We start from the raw sequence: 18520 nt of genomic DNA, 5'->3' as shown, positions 1-18520 counted from the left end.
AGGAGATATCAAATGAATATTCGTACCTTCACTGCTGCCTTGTCGCTGTGCGCCCTGTCCGTCGGTCAGACCTGGGCGGCCCAGACCATCCGGATGCAGGTGGACGGTCTGGTCTGCGCCTTCTGCGGCTCGGCCATCGAAAAGAAGTTGCGCACCAACGCCGCGACCGCCGACGTGCTGGTCAGTCTGGAGCACAAGATCGTTGCGCTGAGTCTCAAGGACGGGCAGGACCTTGCCGACGACCTGCTGCGCAAGCAGATCACCGACGCCGGCTATCTGGTGAAAAGCATCGAGCGCGTGCCCGACACGCTGGACAGCCTGCGCGCCGGCCTGAAGGCGCGCTGACATGGAGCCGGCGGAAAGTCTGCGCGCCACACTGGGCGCGAGCTGGCTGTCGCTGCTGACCAGCAGCTCCACCCTGGTGTGTTGCGCGCTGCCGGCGCTGCTGGTGACGATCGGCGCCGGCGCCAGCCTGGTCACGCTGACCGGTCATGTGCCTCAGCTGATCTGGCTGTCGGAACACAAGGCGCTGGTATTCGGCGGGGCGGCATTGGCGCTGCTGCTGGCAGGCCTTGCGCAGTGGCGTGCCCGCTCGCTTCCCTGCCCGTCCGACCCGGCGGCCGCACGCACCTGTCAGCGGGCGCGCCGGCTGTCGGCCGGCGTGTACGCGGCATCGGTTGCGCTGTATGCGATCGGCGCGTTCTTCGCCTTCGTGGCGCCGCTGTGGCTTTGACCGGCCTCAGGCGGCGCGCAGGCTGGCCAGCGCCGGTGCGCGCAGCGCCGCACGCAGGCCGAGCATGCCGGCGCCGACCACCGCCAGCGTGCTGAACAGCATGCCGCCCAGCGGCTGGACGATGGATGGCACGTAGGGCAGCTGGAAGGCTTCGCGCGCCAGCACCATCGTCATCACGACCGCGCCCGCGGCGGCCAGCATGCCGGCCAGCGCGCCGAGCAGCGCGAATTCGGTCAGCAGCGATGCGCGAAGCTGACGGTTGCGCGCGCCCAGCGTGCGCAGCACCGCCAGTTCGAAGCGGCGTTCGTCATGCGTCGCCTCGATGGCCGCGAAGAGCACGACCACGCCGGCCAACAGCGCGAAGCCGAACACCACGCTGACGGCCGCCGACAACTGGTCCATCAGCGCGCGGAACTGGCGCACCACGGCATCGACGTCGATCGCCGTCAGGTTCGGGAAGCGCGCCACCAGCTCGTTGGTGAAGCCGGCCGAGGCCGCCGGCAGGTGGAAGGATGTGATGTAACTGGCCGGAAAGTCCTCCAGCACGCCGGGTGAGGCAACGACGAAGAAATTGACATTCATCGAGTCCCAGGCCAGCTCGCGCAGGCTGTGTATCGTCGATTCGACGCGCTGGCCCGCGATGTCGAAGGCCAGCCGGTCGCCCACGCGCAACCCCAGTTCCTTCGCCAGCCCGGCTTCGACAGAGAAACCCGGCTGGTCGGCCCGCCAGGTGCCGTCGACGATGCGGTTACCGACCTGGAAGCTGTCCGACCAGGACAGGTTGAATTCGCGCTCGACCAGGCGCTGCGCCCGCATCGAGTCGTAGTTGTCGGGCGACGCCGGCTTGCCGTTGATCGCGGCCAGCCGGGCACGCGCCATCGGCAGCAGTTCCGGCGGTGTCAGGCCGGCGCGGGCGAATTCCTCCCGCACCGCGGCCAGCTGATCGGTCTGGATGTTCAGGATGAAGCGGTTCGGCGCATCGGCCGGCAGCCGGTTGTGCCACGCATCGAGCAGGTCGCCGCGTACGATCACCAGCAGCAGGACGGCCGTCAGACCCAGTCCGAGCGCGGCGATCTGCATGACCGACGCAGCGCGGCGCCGGGTCAGGCTGGCCAGGCCGTAGCGCCAGCCGCCGGCCGTGCCGCCGCGCAGCCGCGCCACGGCGGCCAGCGCGAGCCAGGCCACGGCCGCATAGACCCCGCAGGCGATGACGAACCCGCCGACCACCACCAGACCGAGCGTCACATCACCCGCCATCAGCACGATCAACGCCGACAGGCAGGCCAGACCGAAGGCGTATGCACCCCATGAAATGCGGTCGGTTTCGTCCCATTCGCGGCGCAGCACGCGCAGCGTCGACACCCGGCGCAGGCGCAGCAGCTGCGGCCAGACGAAGCCCAGCATCAGCGTCATGCCGACTGCAAAGCCGTACACCAGCGGCAGCGGCCCCGGCTGTGGCAGCTTCGAGACGAACAGCCCGGCCAGCAGCGCTTCGACGCCGAACTGGGTCACGTAACCGACCGCACACCCGGCGGCACAGGCCACGATGCCGACCAGCACGAATTCGATCAGGAAAAGCCGCGTCAGCCGCGCCTGCGTGGCGCCCAGGCAGCGCATCACCGCACAGCCATCCAGATGCCGCTGCATGTATCGACGCGCCGACAGGCCGACCGCCACCGCGGCGAACACCACCGCCAGCATGGCCGCCAGACGCAGGAATTTCTGCGCCCGGTCGAGCGCTCCGCGCACCTCGGGCTGGGCCTCATCGACGGTTTCGATCTTTTCGCCCGCCGTCAACTTCGGCTTGAGCCATGACGCATAGCTGCGCACGACGGCATCTTCACCCGCCAGATGCAGCCGGTAACTGATGCGACTGCCCGGCTGGATCAGCCCGCTCGCCGGCAGGTCGGCCGCGTTGAGCATGAGTCGGGGCACGATGGCGAAGAAGCTGGCGCCGCGGTCGGACTCGAACGTGAGCACCGCAGCCACCTGCAGCGTGAGCTGGCCCAGCGTCAGGGTGTCGCCGGTGCGCACGCCCAGCGCGCTGGTCGCGCGTTCGTCCAGCCACACGGTGCCCGGTGCGGGCAGTGAACGGGTTTCCGCGTCCGGCGCATTGAGTGCCGGAGCAATGCGCAGCTTGCCGCGCAGCGGGTAACCGTCGGACACCACCTTGACCCCGACCAGCTGGGCGCCATCGGTGCTCGACGCCATGCTGGTGAAGCTCCAGGTATTGACGGCGCGCAGACCGCGCGAGCGCGCCTCGTCTGCATAGGCGTCGGGCACCGGGTCGCGCGAGGCGACCAGCAGATCGCCGCCGAGCAGCTGGTTGGCTTCGCTGACCACCGAACGCGACACGCGATCGGTGAAGAAGGACACCGAGGTCAGTGCGGCCACCGCGAGCAGCAGCGCCACCAGCAGGATGCGCAGCTCGCCGGCGCGGAAATCGCGCAGCGCCATGCGCGCGGCAAACATCAGGTCAGCTTTCATAGGGTGCTTTCTGCTTTCAATTTTCCGTGCGGGTGCTTGTCATGCACAATGCGCGCCTTTCGTGTCCGGCCGGTGAGACCTTCGATGTCCGCAAACGATCTCGACAATTTCGTGACCGCAGTCGTCGCCGGCGCGCTGATTCCCGACCCGCGCACGATGTTCAACCCGTGGGGCGACCACGACCCGGTACACGACTGCTCGCCGGACGCCCCGCAGATCCGTGCCGACCAACTGCATCGCTACCTGGCGGCCCGGCTCGGCCGCGCCCGCGTGTTGCTGATCGCCGAGGCCCCCAGTTACAGCGGCGCCAAATTCTCCGGCATGGCGATGACCAGCGAACGCGACGTGCTGGCGCGCTGTGCCGAAGGGCGTGGCGACGATTGTTTTGATGACTATTTCGACGGCGGTTTCCGGCGCACCAGCCGCGAGCTGCCGCAGCTGAAGAACCGCGACGGCATGCTGGAACGCACCGCCAGCATCGTGTGGGGCGCGATGCGCGACCAGCGCTGGCCGGCGCGCGACTTCGTGCTGTGGAATGCGGTCGCCTATCATCCTCACCTGCCCGACCAGCCGCTGACCAATCGCGCGCCCAGCGTGACCGAGCGGCGCGCGCTGCGGCCCCTGCTGGAACAGTTCCTCGCGCTTTTTCCTGGCGTGCCGCGACTGGCGATCGGCCGCATCTGCCAGGCCAGCCTGGCCGACATGGGCATCGACGCACTGCCGGCGCGTCACCCCAGTTACGGCGGTGCGCCCGAATTCCGCGCGGCGGTCAGCGCGCTGCGCGAACGGCTCACTGACGGGCAAGTTTGACGAAGCGCCCGTCCGGCTGTTCGAAATTGCTGCGCCAGGGGTTGATGTCCAGCCCGCCGCGCCGCGTGTAGAAGGCGTTGACCGTCAGACGCTCGGGCCGGCAGCGCTGCAACAGATCCATATAGATCCGCTCGACGCAGTGTTCGTGGAAATCGGCGTGGTTGCGGAAGGACACGACATAGCGCAGCAGGCCCTCGCGATCGATGCGCGGGCCCCGGTAACGCACCATCAGGGTCGCCCAGTCCGGCTGCAGCGTGACCGGACAGTTGGTTTTCAGCAGGTCGGAGCGCAGGCACTCCTCGACCGGATCACCGCCCGCCGACAGCCATGACGCGTCCGGCTGGTAGCAATCGAAACTCAGCTCCGGCCCATCGATCGAGTCACCCGGCAGTGCGCCACCCTGCTCCCCGACCAGCGCCGGCAAGGCGTCGAGCGCATACAGTTCGACCATCACACCCGACTGGCAGGCCGCCGACAGATCGGTTTCGATCAGCGCCCGCACCGCTTCGCGCGACACCATGCGCTCGTTGTTGTAGCTGTTCAGGTAGAGCTTCAGCGATTTGGATTCGACCATGCACAGGCTGTCTGCCGGAATGTCGAAGCGGCCGATCGCCACCTGCGGTTTGCCGTGCGGGTCCAGCCAGGATACTTCCCACGCGTGCCAGCGATCGATGCCGGAAAACGGCAGCGTGTGGGCCTGCAGCAGACCGAGCGACTGGCGCGAGGCGGTGCGCTGCATCGGAAACAGCAGCCCGGCGTCGTAGCGGTCCGGGTAGTCGGAGCTGCGCCCGAGCGGCGAATGCGATGGCAACTGGCGTTCGTCGTCCATCACGGCCCCATCGACTTGCGGATCAGCGCCGCCGCATCGGTATTGCCGACCTTCAGGGCCCAGTCGACCGCCGTTTCGCCGTCGCGCCCGCGCACCCGGGCATCGGCACGCGCCGCCAGCAGCACGCGCACGGTGTCGATGTTGTTGCTGCGCGCAGCCAGCATCAATGCGGTCGCGCCATTCGGCGCCAGTGCATCGACCGGTGCGCCGCGGGCGATCAGCGCCTTCAGCGGCGCGCTGTGACCCTGCATGGCGGCGTAATGCAGCGCCGACCAGCCCTGTGTATTGACCGGGTCGGCACCCTTCGCCAGCAGCAGGTCGACCACTTCGGCGTGACCGTTGTACGCCGCCACCGCAAGTGCGGTTTCGCCGACCGCATTGACGGCTTCGAGCCTGGCACGGCGGTCGAGCAGCGCCTTGACCAGATCAAGGTGACCGGCGCGCGAGGCGATGATCAGCAGCGTTTCGCCGCGCGGATCGACCGAATTCACATCCAGCCCGCGATCGACGAAGGCAGCCACGGTACGTGCGTCGCCCAGATTGGCGGCATTGATCAGGTCATCGTAGGCGGCGCCCAGCACGCCGCTGGTCGCTGCGAGGCAGGTGCTCAGCACCACGATGCGCAGTGTCTTCATGCCGCCACTCCGAGGCGACCGGCCAGCCGCGCAGCGTCGCTGAACACGCGGAAGAAGTTGTCGCTGGTGACGCGGGCGACGTCATCGAGCGACATGTCGCGCACGCGCGCCAGTTCGGCCGCCACGTGCGGCACGAAGGACGGCTCGTTCATCTTGCCGCGGTAGGGCACCGGCGCGAGGTAGGGCGAATCGGTTTCGATCAGCATGGCGCGCGCCGGAATGGCCCTGGCCACATCACGCAGCGACTGCGCGTTCTTGAACGTGACGATGCCGGAAAAGGAAATGCAGAAACCCATGTCGATCGCCGCTTCGGCCACCTCCAGCGATTCGGTGAAACAGTGCATGACGCCACCGACCTCGTGCGCCTTCTCATCGCGCATGATGGCCAGCGTGTCTTCGGCCGCCGATCGGGTGTGGATGATCAGCGGCTTGCCGCATTCGCGCGCAGCGCGGATGTGGGTGCGGAAGCGCGCGCGCTGCCACTCGAGGTCACCAGTCAGGCGGAAGTAATCCAGCCCGGTTTCGCCGATCGCCACGACGCGCGGGTGGTCGGACAGCTTCACCAGCTGCGCGACATCGGGCTCGGTCACGTCTTCATAGTCCGGATGCACGCCCAGCGAGGCGAACACATTGTCGTGCCGGCCCGCCATCGCGGTGACGCGCGGCCACTGTTCGATATTGACCGACACGCACAGCGCATGACTGACCTGCTGCGTACGCATGTTGGCGATCAGTTCGTCCTCGCGGACGGCCAGGTCGGGAAAGTCGATGTGGCAATGGGAATCGATGAACATTGAAGAACCGGAAAAAAACGTATTCGTTGGGGTCGCCCGGGCCGCGCACGGGCGACCCGGTCAAAGCGTGTGTGTCTGCCGCGTGGACGCCAGATGGCTGCCGATGACGGATTCGATCTTGGCGCGCGCAGCCTTGCTGCTGTCGTCGTCGCCGAAGCGCAGGCCGATGCCCTGCTGCTTGCCGCCCTGCGCATCCGGCGGCGTCACCCACGCAACGGTGCCCTGGATCGGCAGCTTGGCCGGATCGTCCATCAACTGGAGCAGCAGGAACACCTCGTCTCCGATCTTGTAGACGCGGTTGGTCGGCAGGAATATCCCGCCGCCCTTCAGGAAGGGCATGTAGGCGGCGTACAGCACCGATTTCGAACTGACGGCGAGTGACAGTACGCTGCGGCGGTTGCCCGACGTGACCTGCGGTTCGCTCATTCCTGTTGTCCCGGGGTCTGCTGACATCAAGTACATCAAGTTTCGCTCAGCGTGGCGCCCGGAACAATCTGGCGTAACGCAGCAGCATGTCTTCCACGAACAGCCGGGCATTCAGCGGGTGATGCGCCAGCGCCCGGACTTTCAGCAATTCATTGTACCCACGCAGCACGGTCGCGACATCGCTGCGTTGTGCAAGCGCTTGCAACGCCGCCTGACGCGCCACGAACACGCGCGGTGCGCCAGCGGTCGACTGCATGACCAGATCGGCCATCCAGCGCTGCAGCCAGGTCACCAGCGTCGGCAGGTCGGTCAGCCCGGGCTCGCCCTTCTTGCGGCCCTGCAGCCAGCCGGCCCAGCGCGCCGCCACGTCCAGCGGTGCGTCGATGGCGAGCCTCGATACATCATCGACAAACTGGCCTTGAATTTGAGCGTCTTTTGAGGTGGCGAGATCGCGTGCATGCAGTGGCGCGCCGGCACACAGCGCCAGCGCATCGGCCGCCTGCGCAATGCCCTGAGCCTTGAGCCAGGCCATCGACTGGTCGATCGGCGGCAAGTGAAAGGGCAGCAGACGGGTACGGCTGCGTATCGTCGGCAGCAAATTTCTAGGCCGGTCTGAAATCAATAAAAACAATGTATTTACGGGCGGCTCTTCAAGTACCTTGAGAAGTGAATTGGCGGATTCGGACAGCATGGCTTCGGCCGGATACAGCAGCACCACGCGGTAGCCCCCCTGGTGCGATCCCACGCCGAGCCGTTCGATGACGGCGCGTACCTGCGCGATGCGGATCAGTTTCGACTTCGCCTTGCCGCCTTCGCCGTCCTCTGCGTCATCGCCCTCGCCCGCTTCGTCGTCGAGCGCTTCCGGGCGTACCGTCAGCAGATCAGGATGATTGTCGGTCGTGATCAGCACGCAGGACGCACACGCACCACAGGCGGTTTCAGCGCCTCTGGCGCGCTCGCACAACATGCGTGCCGCCAGCGCCTCGGCGAATTCGCGCTTGCCGACACCGGACGGGCCGGCCAGCAACAGCGCGTGCGGCATGCGGTCCGCGCCGGCGAGCACCTGATTCCACTGTGGCTTCAACCAATCATGAATCATTTAATTACAATACTTTGAAAGTATTTCTTCGAGTTGAATCGAGACCATGTCCGGGCTCGCTGAAGCATCGATGACGCGAATGCGCACGGCCTCGGCGGTGGCCCGTTCAAGATAGGCCGCCCGTACGCGGTTGAAGAAGTCGGCCTGCTCGCTCTCGAATCGATCCGGGTCGCCGCCACTCGCCGCCAGACGCTGCGCCGCGACTTCGCACGGCAGATCGAACAGCAGCGTCAGGCCCGGCTGCAGACCGCGCTGGACCCACTGCTCCAGCACGCCGAGACGGGCCGCCTCGATGCCCCGGCCGCCGCCCTGATAGGCGAAGCTGGCGTCGGTGTAACGGTCACACAACACCCACTCGCCACGCGCCAGCGCCGGCTCGATCACCTGTGCCAGATGTTCGCGACGGGCGGCGAACATCAGCAGGGCCTCGGTATCGGCATGCATGGCTTCGTGCAGCAGCAATGCGCGCAGCGACTCACCCAGTGGCGTGCCGCCCGGCTCGCGGGTCAGCAGCACGGACTCGCCGCGCGTGCGCAACCAGTCCGCCGCGTGGGCGATCTGGGTGCTCTTGCCGGCGCCATCCATGCCTTCGAAAGTGATGAAACGGTGTGTCTGCATCTGTAGGGCGGCCTCGTCTGCGTTCATCCGGGTTGCGTTCATTTGCGTTCGCTCCTCGCCGGACGACGCTGATAGCGGTCGACGGCGCGATTGTGTTCGGCCAGCGTGCGCGAAAACTCGCTGCTGCCGTCGCCGCGTGCGACGAAGTAATAGTAGGGGCTGGGCGCCGGATTGAGGGCGGCATCGATCGCCGCCCGGCCGGGCAACGCGATCGGGGTTGGCGGCAAGCCGCCCCGGGTATAGGTGTTGTACGGCGTGTCTGCACGCAGATGGGCGCGTGTGAGATTGCCGTCGAAGCGCTCGCCCAGACCATAGATCACGGTCGGATCGGTCTGCAGCGGCATGCCGACGCGCAGGCGATTGACGAACACCGAGGCGATCATCGGCCGGTCGGTGGCGGTACCGGTTTCCTTTTCGATGATGGACGCCATGATCAGCGCGTCCTGCGGCGAGTGATAAGGCAGATCGGCCGGGCGGTTCTGCCACGCCTGCGCGAGCTGTGCCTGCATCGCGTGATGTGCACGTCTGAGCACCGAAAGATCACTGTCGCCGCTGGCAAACAGATAGGTGTCGGGGAAAAACCAGCCTTCGGCGAATGGCGCATCGCTGCCGATGCGCGCGAGCAGCTGCGCGTCATCCAGCGCCGCCCCCTCTTGCAGCAGATCCGGGTGCGCCGCCAGTGCCGCGCGTGCCTGACGCCAGGTCCAGCCTTCGATCAGACGCACTTCGCGCAACGTCACGTCGCCGCGCGTCATCATTTCGAGCAGTTCGACCGGCGTCAGCCCGCTGCGGAAGGCATAGCTGCCTGCCTGAAGCTTCGTGCCGTCAACGGCCACCCGCCCGATCAGCCCCAGCAGGGCCGGCTCGACCGGCACACCGGCTGCGGCAATCTGACGCGTCGCCTGACGCAGGGCCGTTCCGGGGCGCAGCGTGAATTCGACCGCCTCGCCGTCCCAGACCAGCGGACGCTGGGCATACCACGCCAGCGCAGCGACGGCAGCGAGCGCTGCGACCAGCGCAAGCAGGGCGAGACGGACGAGAACACGGATCATGCGGAAAAGGCGTTTGGCGGGCGGCGCAGCACGCCGGGTCGCATATGTTAACCTCTCCTACGTGGTCGCCGACCTTCAGCATCAACCGCCTGACTTCCGTTTCCGCCTACCATGACCTTCACCGATCTTCTCCCGGCCGGCACTGTGGCCAACGATGGCCAGTTTCCGGCCATGCAGGATGCCGCCGCCGAAATGCGCGCGGCGCATGACGCCACCGTGCTCGTGCCGCTGAGCCACCTGTCGCGCCTGCACGCCGACGGCGAGGACGCCTCGGCCTTCCTGCACAACCTGCTGACGCAGGACGTCAAGGGCCTGCCGGCCGACACCGCGCGGCTCGCCGGCTTCTGCAGCGCGAAGGGACGTCTGCTGGCCGCATTCACGATCTGGCGCGAGGGCAGCGCCGTGGTCGTGCAGTTGCCGACAGCGCTGGCCGAACCGATGCGCAAGAAGCTGTCGATGTATGTGCTGCGCTCGAAGGTGACGCTTTCGGACAGCAGCGCCGCGCGCCCCGCACTCGGACTGGCCGGCGGCAACGCCGTCGCCGCCCTGGTTGCAGCCGGGCTGACGGTGCCTGCGGATGTCATGACCACAGCCGGCACCGACGACGTGACGGTACTCAAACTGGCCGGGGACAGATTCGAAATCGTGCTGCCGACGGAACGTCTCGCACCGTTGTGGAGCGCGCTGTCGGCGCACGCAACACCCGCCGGCACCCCGGTCTGGCGGCGTTTCGACATCCGCGACGGTCTGGTCAGCGTGTGGCCGGAAACGCAGGAGTCCTTCGTGCCGCAAATGGTCAACTTCGAACTGACCGGCGGCGTCAATTTCAAGAAGGGCTGCTATCCGGGGCAGGAAATCGTCGCCCGTACTCAGTATCTCGGCAAGCTCAAGCGACGCATGTACCGCGCGCAGGCCGACTGCCCGCCGCCGCCGGCCGGAACACCGGTGTATGGCGCCGACACGAACGATCAGGCCTGCGGCGAAGTGGTCGATGCGGTCGCCCATCCGGATGGCGGCTGTGAACTGCTGGCCGTGATCCAGATGTCGAGCACGACCGCCGGCGCGGTGAAGCTGGCCAGCCCGGATGGCACGGCGCTGACGCTGCTGCCGATGCCCTACTCGCTGGGCGAGTGATGGCCGTGCGCATCGACTACTTCGTCTATTACCGCATTGAAGCCGGGCGCGAAGCCGAACTGCTGGCGGCGCTCGCCACCATGCAGGCCTCGCTGCACGCAGCGACCGGCATCGCCGGCCGGGTGCGGCGCCGGCTCGATGACCCGTCGACCTGGATGGAAAGCTACGAAGGCGTCAGCGACCAGTACGAATTCGAGATCGAACTGGGCAGTCACGCGTTCCGCCACGGTCTGTTCGAACTGCTGGCCGAAGGCAGCCGGCGCCACATGGAACGTTTCCGCGCGCCCGGATGAGCGGCCGGACAATCCCGTCATGTGCCTGATCGCGCTCGGCTGGCGGGTGCGGCCCGACATGCCGCTCCTGGTCATCGCCAATCGCGACGAATTTCATCGCCGCCCGACGGCACCGCTGGCCTTCTGGCCGGACGCGCCGGACGTGCTGGCCGGCCGCGATCTGCAATCCGGCGGCACCTGGATGGGTGTCACCCGCAATGGCCGCTTTGCCGCGCTGACCAATTTCCGCGATCCGTCCGCGCAGCGCGCGGACGCCCGCTCGCGCGGCCTGCTGGTATCGGATTTCCTGACCGGGCAGGCGAGCGGACCGGAATACGCGGACACGCTGCGTCACACCGGTGGTGACTACAACGGCTTCAATCTGCTGCTGTGCGACGGCAACTCGCTGCTATGGATCGGTCACCCGGGCGACGGCAAGGTCAGCCTGCGCACGCTTGAACCGGGCCTGCACGCCGTGTCCAATCACCTGCCGGGCACGCCGTGGCCCAAACTGGTCCGGGCGCGCGACGGCCTTTCACGGATGCCGGGCACGCCGGAAGCTGATGAGGCGCCGACGTTCGCTTCGCTCACTGACAAGGCTTTCGCCCTGCTCGCCGACGATACACCGGCCGACGACGCCGACCTGCCTGACACCGGCGTCGGCATCGAATGGGAACGGCGGCTGTCACCGGTTTTCATCAGCGGCGACGAGTACGGCACACGATCAGGCACTCTGCTGCAACTGACCGATCGACACCTGTGTGTCGAAGAGCGACGCTACGGCTGCCGCGGCAGGTATCAGGGTGCATCGCGCTTCAATCTGCACCGTTGAAGGCCCGTAACGCCTCAATTCATGCGCGTGCAATCAAGTTTTGTCTTCACAATGTCGAAAATGCACATTGTCGTGATCGTGTCCCCGCTTCAAGACCTTGCCCAATGATTGCCGCACCCCTGCCCCCAGGAGAAGCTGAACGACTGGCCGCGCTGAACGCTACAGCGCTGCTCGATACGCCTGCCGAACCTTCGTTCGATGACCTGACGCGTCTGGCTTCGCAGATCTGCGGCACGCCGATGGCCATAATCAGTCTGGTCGACAAGGACCGGCAATGGTTCAAGTCGCGCATGGGTGTCACCGCTTCCGAGACACCGCGCGACATGGCGTTCTGCGCCCATGCCATACTCGGTTCCGACGTATTCGTGGTCGGAGACGCCCGGGACGACGAGCGCTTCCACGACAATCCCCTGGTGACCGGAGCACCGGGCTTGCGCTTCTATGCCGGCGCTCCGCTCGACATCGGCGCCGGACAACGGATCGGCACCCTTTGCGTGCTGGACGTGGTACCGCGCTCGCTCGATGCTGCACAGCGCGACGCGCTCAACGTGCTGGCGCGCCAGGTCGTCGCGCAGATCCGTTTGCGCGAAAAGGTGATTGCGCTGCAGGAAGCTACCGCACGCCAATCGCTGTTCGAGCAGCAGTTGCAGCGCTTCAACGAGGAAATGCTGACGCTGGTTGCCCTGCGCACGCGCGAACTGCAGCAGGCACGCGACCGGGCGGAATTGTATTTCGACGTCGCCGGCAACATGATGGTGGTCACCGACGCGGCAGGCCGGATCGAGCGCTCCAACTGCCGCACCGGCGAGGTTTTGCGCCGGCCGAGCAGTTCGTTGCGCGGCGAGGACTGGTTCGACCTGTGCTTCCCGGCGCAGGAACGTGCCGCCGCCCGTGAGTTCTTCAGCGGCCTGATTGAGGCCGGAAGCGACAGATCGCGTCGTTTCCACGGCCGGGTGATGACGTCGGACGGGCAATTCCGTACGGTGGCATGGCACACCACGCGGCTGGTCGATGAACGCGGCATCGGCATCGGCCTGCTCGGCATGGGTGAAGACATCACGGCCCGGCTCGAAGCGGAAGAACACCTGCGCCGGACGCTGGACGAACTCGAGCGCAGCAACATGGGGCTGCAGCAGTTCGTGCATGTCGCCTCACACGACCTGCGCGAGCCGATCAACTCCATCCTCAACTTTGCCAAGCTGCTGGCGCGCGACCGGCATGAGGCGGACAGCGAGCGCATCGACCGCTACATCGATTTCATCCTGCGCGGCGGAGAGCGCCTGCGCACGCTGGTCAATGACCTGCTTTCCTTCGTGCGCATCGACAACAGCGAAGCGCGGCTTGACCGCGTGGACCTGAATGAAAGCCTCGAAGACACCCGGCAGGTACTGTCCGATGCGATCGAAAAGGCTGGCGCCACGCTGCACGTGGCCCCGCTGCCGGCGGTGCGCGGCGACCGGACCCTGCTGGGCCTGCTGCTGCAGAACCTGGTGAGCAATGCGCTGAAGTTCCACCGGCCGGGCGAAGCCCCGGTCATCAGCATCCGGGCCGAATCGGATGAGCACGAGCTGCGCATCCAGGTGATCGACAACGGCATCGGCATTGCGGACGGCTTTCACGAAAAGATTTTCGGCGTGTTCCAGCGTCTGCACGCGCGTTCGGAGTTCGAAGGCACCGGTCTTGGCCTTGCGTTGAGCCGGCGCATTGCCGACATGCACGGTGCGCGGCTTTATGTGGAGTCGGAAGAAGGCCGCGGCAGCTGTTTCGTACTTGCGCTGCCGCTGTCGGCCTGTCTGCCGGCCATGCCGCCCCGGATGGCCGCCGCATGAACCCGCCGCAGCTGCGCACCATCATGCTGATTGACGACAGCGAAGCCGACAATTACTTTCACGGCCTGCTGCTGGAACGTTCCGGTCTGGCTTTGCGCGTGAAGGTATTCGAATGGGCGGAACAGGCGCTTGCGTGGTTCGCCGACCACCCGTTCCACGATGTCGATCTCGTTCTGCTCGACATCAACATGCCGCGCATGGACGGTTTCGAATTTCTCGACCGCTTTCATCAGCTGCCCGACGATCAGCAGGGCGATGCGCGCATCTGCATGCTCAGTTCGTCGCCACTCGATCACGAGCGCGAACGCGCGATGGGTTACGCGCGGGTCACCGATTTCATCGTGAAGCCGCTGGAGGACGAAACGCTGCCTCAGCTGACCAGGGTGCGCACCATCCTCTGATGCTCGATGCCGATCTCGTCGAACGGTGGCCCCTCGGCGGCGAAGCCTGCCTTTTCGTAGAAGCCGGTTGCGTGCATCTGCGCGTGCAGTTGCAGCAAGGGCATGCCGACCTGCTGCGCCGAATCGATGAGCGCATCGAGAATGGCCCGACCGATCCCCTGGCCGCGCCAGGCCGCCCGCACGGCCATGCGCCCGATGTGTCCGTCCGGCAGCAGGCGTCCGCAGGCCACCGGCGCGCCATCGATGCAGGCCAGTGCATGCCGGCTGGTTGCGTCATCGGCGTCCCACTCCAGCTCGGCCGGAATCCCCTGTTCAAGGATGAACACCGCCTCGCGCACCGTCCGGAGCGCCGGCTCGAGTGACGTCCAGTCGCCGACGACGACGGTGAGCGCGCTCAATCGCGGATATCCACCGGGGTGCCGGCCGGCACCAGATCGAACAGTTCGATGATGTCGCGATTGCGCATGCGCACGCAGCCGATCGACCCGGGCACCCCCATCTCCGCCGTGTCCGGACTGCCGTGCAGGTAGATGAAGCGGCGCATCGTATCGACCTCGCCCAGACGGTTGAAGCCCGGCTCGCAACCGGACAGCCAGAGGATGCGGGTCAGTATCCAGTCGCGGCCGGGGTGACTGGCCGCGAGCTCGGGCGACCAGCATTCGCCGGTCGGGCGGCGCCGCACGAAAACGGTATTGGACGGCGAACCACCACCTATGCGCGCGCGGATGATGTGGCGTCCGCGCGGTGTGCAGTAACTGCCTCGCTGCTCACCACTGCCATTGCGCGCCGTAGACACCCGGTAGCGACGGATCAGCACGTCACGATCGTCGTACAGTTGCATCCACTGCGTGGGAATGTCGAGCGACAGGCGCATCAGGCGGTGTCGGTGCGACGCCGCCGGGCGGCGAAGAAATCGCTGAGCAGACGGCCGCATTCCGCTTCGAGCAGACCGGATTCGACCGTCGCGTGGTGATTCAGGCGCGCTTCTGCAAACAGGTCGGTCACGCTGCCGCAGGCACCGGTCTTGAGATCGCGCGCACCGAACACAACGCGCGCGATGCGCGCATGCTGGATCGCGCCGCTGCACATGGCACAGGGTTCGAGCGTCACGTACAGCGTGCAGCCCGGCATGCGGTAGTTGTCGAGCGCCTGACCTGCGGCGCGCAGCGCCATTACCTCGGCATGTGCCGTCGGATCGTTCGCCATGATGGGGCGGTTGTAGCCACGACCGACGATTTCACCGTCGCACACGACAACGGCGCCGACCGGTACCTCACCGAGTGCACCAGCTTCGCGCGCGAGCGCGAGCGCTTCGTTCATGAACGCGAGATCGGATTCGATGCTGCTCATTGGTGCCGCCCGCCCGGGCTCAACTGGCGCGTGGCTCGGCCACCCGTACGCCGAAGCGCAGCATTGAATCGACGCCGATGATCAGGATGAGCGCGCTGATGAACAGCACCATGCCGGCAAAGCCGTGCAGGAAGCCCTGCCCCGCCTCATCGCCGAAGTGGTAGGTGATCAGCGTCAGCACGATGACCCGGATGACGTTGGCGCAGAACGAGATCGGGACGATCAGGATGGCCAGCGTGATGTTGCGGCTCAGCGAATCGTGCTTCACCAGGTTGAGGTAGAGCAGGCCGAGCGCTTCCAGCGTGAACAGCGAATGCAGACCGGCACAGGCGTCAGCCACCAGCAACTGGTACTGGCCGATGACGAGGATGACGCCGGTGCGTGCGATCGGGTAACCGAGGGCGTACAGCAGATGTTCAGCCGCCCACGACACCGCCATCTTCATCGGCTGCGTGATGGTGTCGACCAGCACACCGGGCAGCGGAATCATGAACAGCATGAAGAACAGCGGAAACCACAGCCTGAGCAGCGTCGATTTGCCGAAGAACACCAGCAGCAGACCCGCCAGCAGCGGAATCAGCGAGCCGATTTCGAAGATCAGGATGTCCTGCGAACGACCGAGCGCGTAGAGCAGCAGCGCAAATACGAGTACCGGCCAGCCCAGCGCAGGCGCCGGGGCGTACTCGATGCTGTCGGCGATTTCGTTCCACTTCGTGTAGAGCAGCCACAGCGAAACAGCAAGCACGATCGGGCCATGCGCGTTTTCATCTGTGGCCCAGATACCGTTGAACAGGTCGTGGAAGCTCGGCCCGTACATGGCCGCCATGCCTGCGATGACGATCCAGAATGGCGCCCAGCCCGCAGAGAGGGCATGCAGGCCGAGCCGCATCGAAGACTGGGAGGACATGGACGGTAGATTCACGGACGGTAAAGCCTTTCGACCGGGTACATCAGGGCTCGTTCATCACCGAGCCCACGAGGGTGGCACTCGCGGTGACCAGCTCGTCAGCCAGACGGTGCAGGCGCGAAGCGCGGCTCACGTTCTTGCGCGCCACCATCAGCGCGCCACTGGCACGCACGGCGATGGTCTGTGCGTCAGCATACTCGGCCCCCGCCGGCGTATCGATCAGGATCACGTCGAAATCCTTCGCCAGCTGGCCAAGCAGCTGGCTGAACATCGGTCGCGAAAGCAGTTCCTGCGGATTCGGCGGCACCGCACCCGCCGGCATGACGCACAGGTCGAGCAGCGCCGGCACGCGTTGCACGGCTTCCGGACCACCGCGTCCGGCCAACGTTTCCGACAGGCCGAGCCGGTTGCTGACGGAAAACATCGTGTGCTGGCGCGGATTGCGCATGTCGGCGTCGATCAGCAGCGTACGCTCGCCGAGCTGCGAAAAAACCACCGCCAGATTGGCGGCGATGAAGCTGCGCCCTTCGCCGCGTTCCGGGCTGACGATGGCCAGCGTCTTGCGCTCGGCTTCGGCATCGAACCAGCGCAGCATCAGCTGGCTGCGCAGCGCGCGCAACTCTTCGACCTGGTGCGTGAAGGGACGGTAGGCCGCGACGACCTCGTCGCTGACACTGCTTTCGCCAGGTTGCAGGAAGGGGTAGTCGAACTGGCGCGACAGCGCGAACTGGATGTCGGATTCCTTCAGCAGACCGAGCGAGATGGCCGCGTCGCCAAAGCGCAGGCCGCCATCGCGCTGCGCGCGCAGGATGCGTTCCGCACCATCCGGGCTGAGCCGGCCAGCGTCGATCAGGATGGCGCCGATGGCCCGGCCGGAGCCGGTGTCGAGCGAAGTGGATGCATTCATTCCGGAGTGTCCTTCAGGCAGCGGCTGCGCGGGCGCGCTTGGCGCCCTTGCCGAATTTGGCGGTCGAGATCAGACCCAGTACGGGCACCCCGAGAAGCTGCTGCAGGTCATCGTCACCGCGGATGCGCTGGTCGAGCAGTTCGAGCAGCAGCACGGTGCCGACAGCCAGCAGTACGCCGAGGAACACGGCGACCAGCGTATTCAGCAGCAGGTTCGGGCTGGAATGTTCCAACGGCGGCGTGGCCGGCGTCAGCACGACGATATTGGTCTGGGTGGTCTGACTTTCCAGGCTGGTCTGCGTGAAGCGCTGCGCCACCGCATCGTAGGCACGCTGCGCACTTTCGACCTCGCGCTGGAGCACCGCCAGATCGTCACGCTGCTTCTTCAGCTCCAGAACCTTGTCCTTCTGTGCCGCCAGAGATGCCTTGACCTCTGCTTCCCGCTGCACGTTCACCCGGTTGCTGGTTCCCAGGGTGCTGGCGACCTTCTTCATTTCAGCTTCGAGCTTGGCACGAAGCGAATCCACTTCGCCCTGCGCGCGCTGGTACTCCGGATGATTGCGTCCGAAGCGCTGGCTGGCGTCGGTCATGCGCGCCTCGCCGCGTGCAAGCTCGGACTTGAGCCCGATGATGAGCGAGTTCTGCTGCACTTCCGGCAGTGTTTCGATCTGCGACTGGCTGACCTGTGCCTGGCGTGACGCGCTGTCGCTGCGCTGCGCCTGGATCGCGGTGTACTGGCTCGACAGCTCGGCCAGACGGGCACTTTCGATGTCCAGGCGCTCGTCGGTGTTCACGATGCCGGTTTCCTGCTGGAATTCGGACAACTTGGTCTGCGCCTGTTCAAGCGCTTCGCGCAGCGACTTTGACTGAGTCGAGAACCACGCGGCGTATTGCTTGGCCGGCTCGATCTTCAGTTCGAGATTGGTGTCGATGTAGGCTTGGGCAAAGGCATTCGCCACGGCTGCCGAAAACGCCGGATCCTGGCCGGAAAAGGCGATCGACAGCACGTTCGATTCACGCGACGGGCGCACGTCGAGCTTTTTCTTCAACAACTCGGCGAAGTAGGCATCGATCGAGCCCTTGCCTTCGGTCGCCTCGCGCCACTGTTCTACCGCCTGCGCACTTTTTTCGAAGCCGAGCACGCGCACGACGCGCTGTGCAACGCGGTCCGAGGTCACGATGTCGATCTGCGTCGCCATGTAACCCGGCGACACCAGCCCCGGCAGGGTGACACCGAGAATGGGGTCCGGCGACTTTACGTCGATCAGCACCGACGCCGCCGACTCGTACTGCTTGGGCAGAACGAGACTTACCGCCACGGTCGTTGCAATGACCACGAATAGCACGGCCAGCCCGACCAGCCAGCGTGCGCGAAGAATCAGAAGAAACTGCTGAAAAGTCATGAA

General features: G+C 66.0%; 22 protein-coding genes. 8 read left to right on the top strand and 14 right to left on the bottom strand.

All coding sequences use genetic code 11. The annotated features are described in order from the left end of the window. Positions 1-12: 12 nt before the first annotated feature. Complete coding sequence (locus NMQ14_RS12190) at positions 13-345, top strand: heavy-metal-associated domain-containing protein (RefSeq protein WP_257096526.1); 333 nt, start codon at positions 13-15, stop codon at positions 343-345. Position 346: 1 nt separating this feature from the next. Then, complete coding sequence (locus NMQ14_RS12185; protein WP_257096524.1) at positions 347-733, top strand: hypothetical protein; 387 nt, start codon at positions 347-349, stop codon at positions 731-733. Between the two features lie 6 nt (positions 734-739). Here the strand turns inward: NMQ14_RS12185 and NMQ14_RS12180 are convergent, their stop codons facing one another. Then, positions 740-3220: an ABC transporter permease gene (locus NMQ14_RS12180; RefSeq protein ID WP_257096522.1), complete on the bottom strand. Its 2481-nt coding sequence runs from the start codon at positions 3218-3220 to the stop codon at positions 740-742. 84 nt (positions 3221-3304) lie between these two features. Here NMQ14_RS12180 and NMQ14_RS12175 point away from each other — a divergent pair, with 84 nt between their 5' ends. Beyond that, positions 3305-4030: a uracil-DNA glycosylase gene (locus tag NMQ14_RS12175; protein ID WP_257096521.1), complete on the top strand. Its 726-nt coding sequence runs from the start codon at positions 3305-3307 to the stop codon at positions 4028-4030. On the opposite strand, the gene queF is transcribed toward NMQ14_RS12175, so the two are convergent. The 7 genes from queF to mltG are packed head-to-tail and all read right to left on the bottom strand — an operon-like array spanning position 4011 to position 9483. Then, entirely contained in the window at positions 4011-4859 is an 849-nt protein-coding gene (queF, locus tag NMQ14_RS12170) for an NADPH-dependent 7-cyano-7-deazaguanine reductase QueF (RefSeq protein WP_257096520.1), read from the bottom strand. The genes NMQ14_RS12175 and queF overlap by 20 nt on opposite strands. Then, positions 4859-5494 (bottom strand): ankyrin repeat domain-containing protein, encoded by a 636-nt coding sequence (locus NMQ14_RS12165; RefSeq protein WP_257096519.1) that lies wholly within the window; start codon positions 5492-5494, stop codon positions 4859-4861. The genes queF and NMQ14_RS12165 overlap by 1 nt, the downstream gene beginning before the upstream one ends. Next, the gene (locus tag NMQ14_RS12160) at positions 5491-6288 is read right to left on the bottom strand and encodes a TatD family hydrolase (RefSeq protein ID WP_257096518.1); all 798 of its coding nucleotides are present in this window, start codon (positions 6286-6288) and stop codon (positions 5491-5493) included. Before NMQ14_RS12160 ends, NMQ14_RS12165 begins: the two co-directional genes overlap by 4 nt. A gap of 60 nt (positions 6289-6348) precedes the next feature. Further along, positions 6349-6714: a PilZ domain-containing protein gene (locus NMQ14_RS12155; protein ID WP_257096517.1), complete on the bottom strand. Its 366-nt coding sequence runs from the start codon at positions 6712-6714 to the stop codon at positions 6349-6351. Positions 6715-6760: 46 nt separating this feature from the next. Next, entirely contained in the window at positions 6761-7798 is a 1038-nt protein-coding gene (gene holB, locus NMQ14_RS12150) for a DNA polymerase III subunit delta' (RefSeq protein WP_257096516.1), read from the bottom strand. Positions 7799-7813: 15 nt separating this feature from the next. Beyond that, positions 7814-8431 (bottom strand): dTMP kinase, encoded by a 618-nt coding sequence (gene tmk / locus NMQ14_RS12145; RefSeq protein ID WP_257096648.1) that lies wholly within the window; start codon positions 8429-8431, stop codon positions 7814-7816. 38 nt (positions 8432-8469) lie between these two features. After that, entirely contained in the window at positions 8470-9483 is a 1014-nt protein-coding gene (mltG, locus tag NMQ14_RS12140) for an endolytic transglycosylase MltG (RefSeq protein ID WP_257096515.1), read from the bottom strand. A gap of 111 nt (positions 9484-9594) precedes the next feature. On the opposite strand from mltG, the gene NMQ14_RS12135 reads away from it, so the two are divergent. The 5 genes from NMQ14_RS12135 (at position 9595) to NMQ14_RS12115 (ending at position 13951) form a co-directional block, all read left to right on the top strand. Next, positions 9595-10617, top strand: a complete 1023-nt coding sequence (locus NMQ14_RS12135) for a folate-binding protein YgfZ (RefSeq protein WP_257096513.1) — start codon at positions 9595-9597, stop codon at positions 10615-10617. Then, positions 10617-10910, top strand: a complete 294-nt coding sequence (locus NMQ14_RS12130) for a DUF4936 family protein (RefSeq protein ID WP_257096511.1) — start codon at positions 10617-10619, stop codon at positions 10908-10910. The genes NMQ14_RS12135 and NMQ14_RS12130 overlap by 1 nt, the downstream gene beginning before the upstream one ends. A gap of 19 nt (positions 10911-10929) precedes the next feature. Next, positions 10930-11721: an NRDE family protein gene (locus NMQ14_RS12125; protein WP_257096509.1), complete on the top strand. Its 792-nt coding sequence runs from the start codon at positions 10930-10932 to the stop codon at positions 11719-11721. A gap of 104 nt (positions 11722-11825) precedes the next feature. Next, the gene (locus NMQ14_RS12120) at positions 11826-13550 is read left to right on the top strand and encodes an ATP-binding protein (RefSeq protein ID WP_257096507.1); all 1725 of its coding nucleotides are present in this window, start codon (positions 11826-11828) and stop codon (positions 13548-13550) included. Continuing rightward, entirely contained in the window at positions 13547-13951 is a 405-nt protein-coding gene (locus tag NMQ14_RS12115; protein WP_257096505.1) for a two-component system response regulator, read from the top strand. The genes NMQ14_RS12120 and NMQ14_RS12115 overlap by 4 nt, the downstream gene beginning before the upstream one ends. Here NMQ14_RS12115 and NMQ14_RS12110 read toward each other — a convergent pair. From NMQ14_RS12110 to epsF, 6 genes are all read right to left on the bottom strand, one after another. Further along, on the bottom strand, positions 13921-14349 hold the full coding sequence (locus NMQ14_RS12110) for a GNAT family N-acetyltransferase (protein WP_257096503.1): 429 nt from the start codon (positions 14347-14349) through the stop codon (positions 13921-13923). The genes NMQ14_RS12115 and NMQ14_RS12110 overlap by 31 nt on opposite strands. Further along, on the bottom strand, positions 14346-14825 hold the full coding sequence (locus NMQ14_RS12105; protein ID WP_257096501.1) for a L,D-transpeptidase: 480 nt from the start codon (positions 14823-14825) through the stop codon (positions 14346-14348). The genes NMQ14_RS12110 and NMQ14_RS12105 overlap by 4 nt, the downstream gene beginning before the upstream one ends. Next, complete coding sequence (gene tadA / locus NMQ14_RS12100) at positions 14825-15301, bottom strand: tRNA adenosine(34) deaminase TadA (RefSeq protein ID WP_257096499.1); 477 nt, start codon at positions 15299-15301, stop codon at positions 14825-14827. Before tadA ends, NMQ14_RS12105 begins: the two co-directional genes overlap by 1 nt. A gap of 19 nt (positions 15302-15320) precedes the next feature. Then, entirely contained in the window at positions 15321-16190 is an 870-nt protein-coding gene (xrtB, locus tag NMQ14_RS12095; RefSeq protein WP_257096646.1) for an exosortase B, read from the bottom strand. A 61-nt stretch (positions 16191-16251) separates the two neighbouring features. Then, the gene (gene epsG / locus NMQ14_RS12090) at positions 16252-17115 is read right to left on the bottom strand and encodes a chain length determinant protein tyrosine kinase EpsG (RefSeq protein WP_257096497.1); all 864 of its coding nucleotides are present in this window, start codon (positions 17113-17115) and stop codon (positions 16252-16254) included. A gap of 13 nt (positions 17116-17128) precedes the next feature. Beyond that, the gene (gene epsF, locus NMQ14_RS12085) at positions 17129-18517 is read right to left on the bottom strand and encodes a chain length determinant protein EpsF (protein ID WP_257096495.1); all 1389 of its coding nucleotides are present in this window, start codon (positions 18515-18517) and stop codon (positions 17129-17131) included. Between the last annotated feature and the right edge of the window lie 3 nt (positions 18518-18520).

Origin of the sequence: Methyloversatilis sp. XJ19-13 (assembly GCF_024580155.1) — a bacterium.
GTDB lineage: Bacteria > Pseudomonadota > Gammaproteobacteria > Burkholderiales > Rhodocyclaceae > Methyloversatilis.
This window is presented reverse-complemented; position numbering and strand designations above follow the sequence as displayed.

Coding starts and splice junctions, on each gene's coding strand:
- NMQ14_RS12190 (WP_257096526.1), top strand. CDS start 13: ATGAATATTCGTACCTTCACTGCTGCCTTGTCGCTGTGCGCCCTGTCC.
- NMQ14_RS12185 (WP_257096524.1), top strand. CDS start 347: ATGGAGCCGGCGGAAAGTCTGCGCGCCACACTGGGCGCGAGCTGGCTG.
- NMQ14_RS12180 (WP_257096522.1), bottom strand. CDS start 3,220: ATGAAAGCTGACCTGATGTTTGCCGCGCGCATGGCGCTGCGCGATTTC.
- NMQ14_RS12175 (WP_257096521.1), top strand. CDS start 3,305: ATGTCCGCAAACGATCTCGACAATTTCGTGACCGCAGTCGTCGCCGGC.
- queF (WP_257096520.1), bottom strand. CDS start 4,859: ATGGACGACGAACGCCAGTTGCCATCGCATTCGCCGCTCGGGCGCAGC.
- NMQ14_RS12165 (WP_257096519.1), bottom strand. CDS start 5,494: ATGAAGACACTGCGCATCGTGGTGCTGAGCACCTGCCTCGCAGCGACC.
- NMQ14_RS12160 (WP_257096518.1), bottom strand. CDS start 6,288: ATGTTCATCGATTCCCATTGCCACATCGACTTTCCCGACCTGGCCGTC.
- NMQ14_RS12155 (WP_257096517.1), bottom strand. CDS start 6,714: ATGAGCGAACCGCAGGTCACGTCGGGCAACCGCCGCAGCGTACTGTCA.
- tmk (WP_257096648.1), bottom strand. CDS start 8,431: ATGCAGACACACCGTTTCATCACTTTCGAAGGCATGGATGGCGCCGGC.
- mltG (WP_257096515.1), bottom strand. CDS start 9,483: ATGATCCGTGTTCTCGTCCGTCTCGCCCTGCTTGCGCTGGTCGCAGCG.
- NMQ14_RS12135 (WP_257096513.1), top strand. CDS start 9,595: ATGACCTTCACCGATCTTCTCCCGGCCGGCACTGTGGCCAACGATGGC.
- NMQ14_RS12130 (WP_257096511.1), top strand. CDS start 10,617: ATGGCCGTGCGCATCGACTACTTCGTCTATTACCGCATTGAAGCCGGG.
- NMQ14_RS12125 (WP_257096509.1), top strand. CDS start 10,930: ATGTGCCTGATCGCGCTCGGCTGGCGGGTGCGGCCCGACATGCCGCTC.
- NMQ14_RS12120 (WP_257096507.1), top strand. CDS start 11,826: ATGATTGCCGCACCCCTGCCCCCAGGAGAAGCTGAACGACTGGCCGCG.
- NMQ14_RS12115 (WP_257096505.1), top strand. CDS start 13,547: ATGAACCCGCCGCAGCTGCGCACCATCATGCTGATTGACGACAGCGAA.
- NMQ14_RS12105 (WP_257096501.1), bottom strand. CDS start 14,825: ATGCGCCTGTCGCTCGACATTCCCACGCAGTGGATGCAACTGTACGAC.
- tadA (WP_257096499.1), bottom strand. CDS start 15,301: ATGAGCAGCATCGAATCCGATCTCGCGTTCATGAACGAAGCGCTCGCG.
- xrtB (WP_257096646.1), bottom strand. CDS start 16,190: ATGCGGCTCGGCCTGCATGCCCTCTCTGCGGGCTGGGCGCCATTCTGG.
- epsG (WP_257096497.1), bottom strand. CDS start 17,115: ATGAATGCATCCACTTCGCTCGACACCGGCTCCGGCCGGGCCATCGGC.
- epsF (WP_257096495.1), bottom strand. CDS start 18,517: ATGACTTTTCAGCAGTTTCTTCTGATTCTTCGCGCACGCTGGCTGGTC.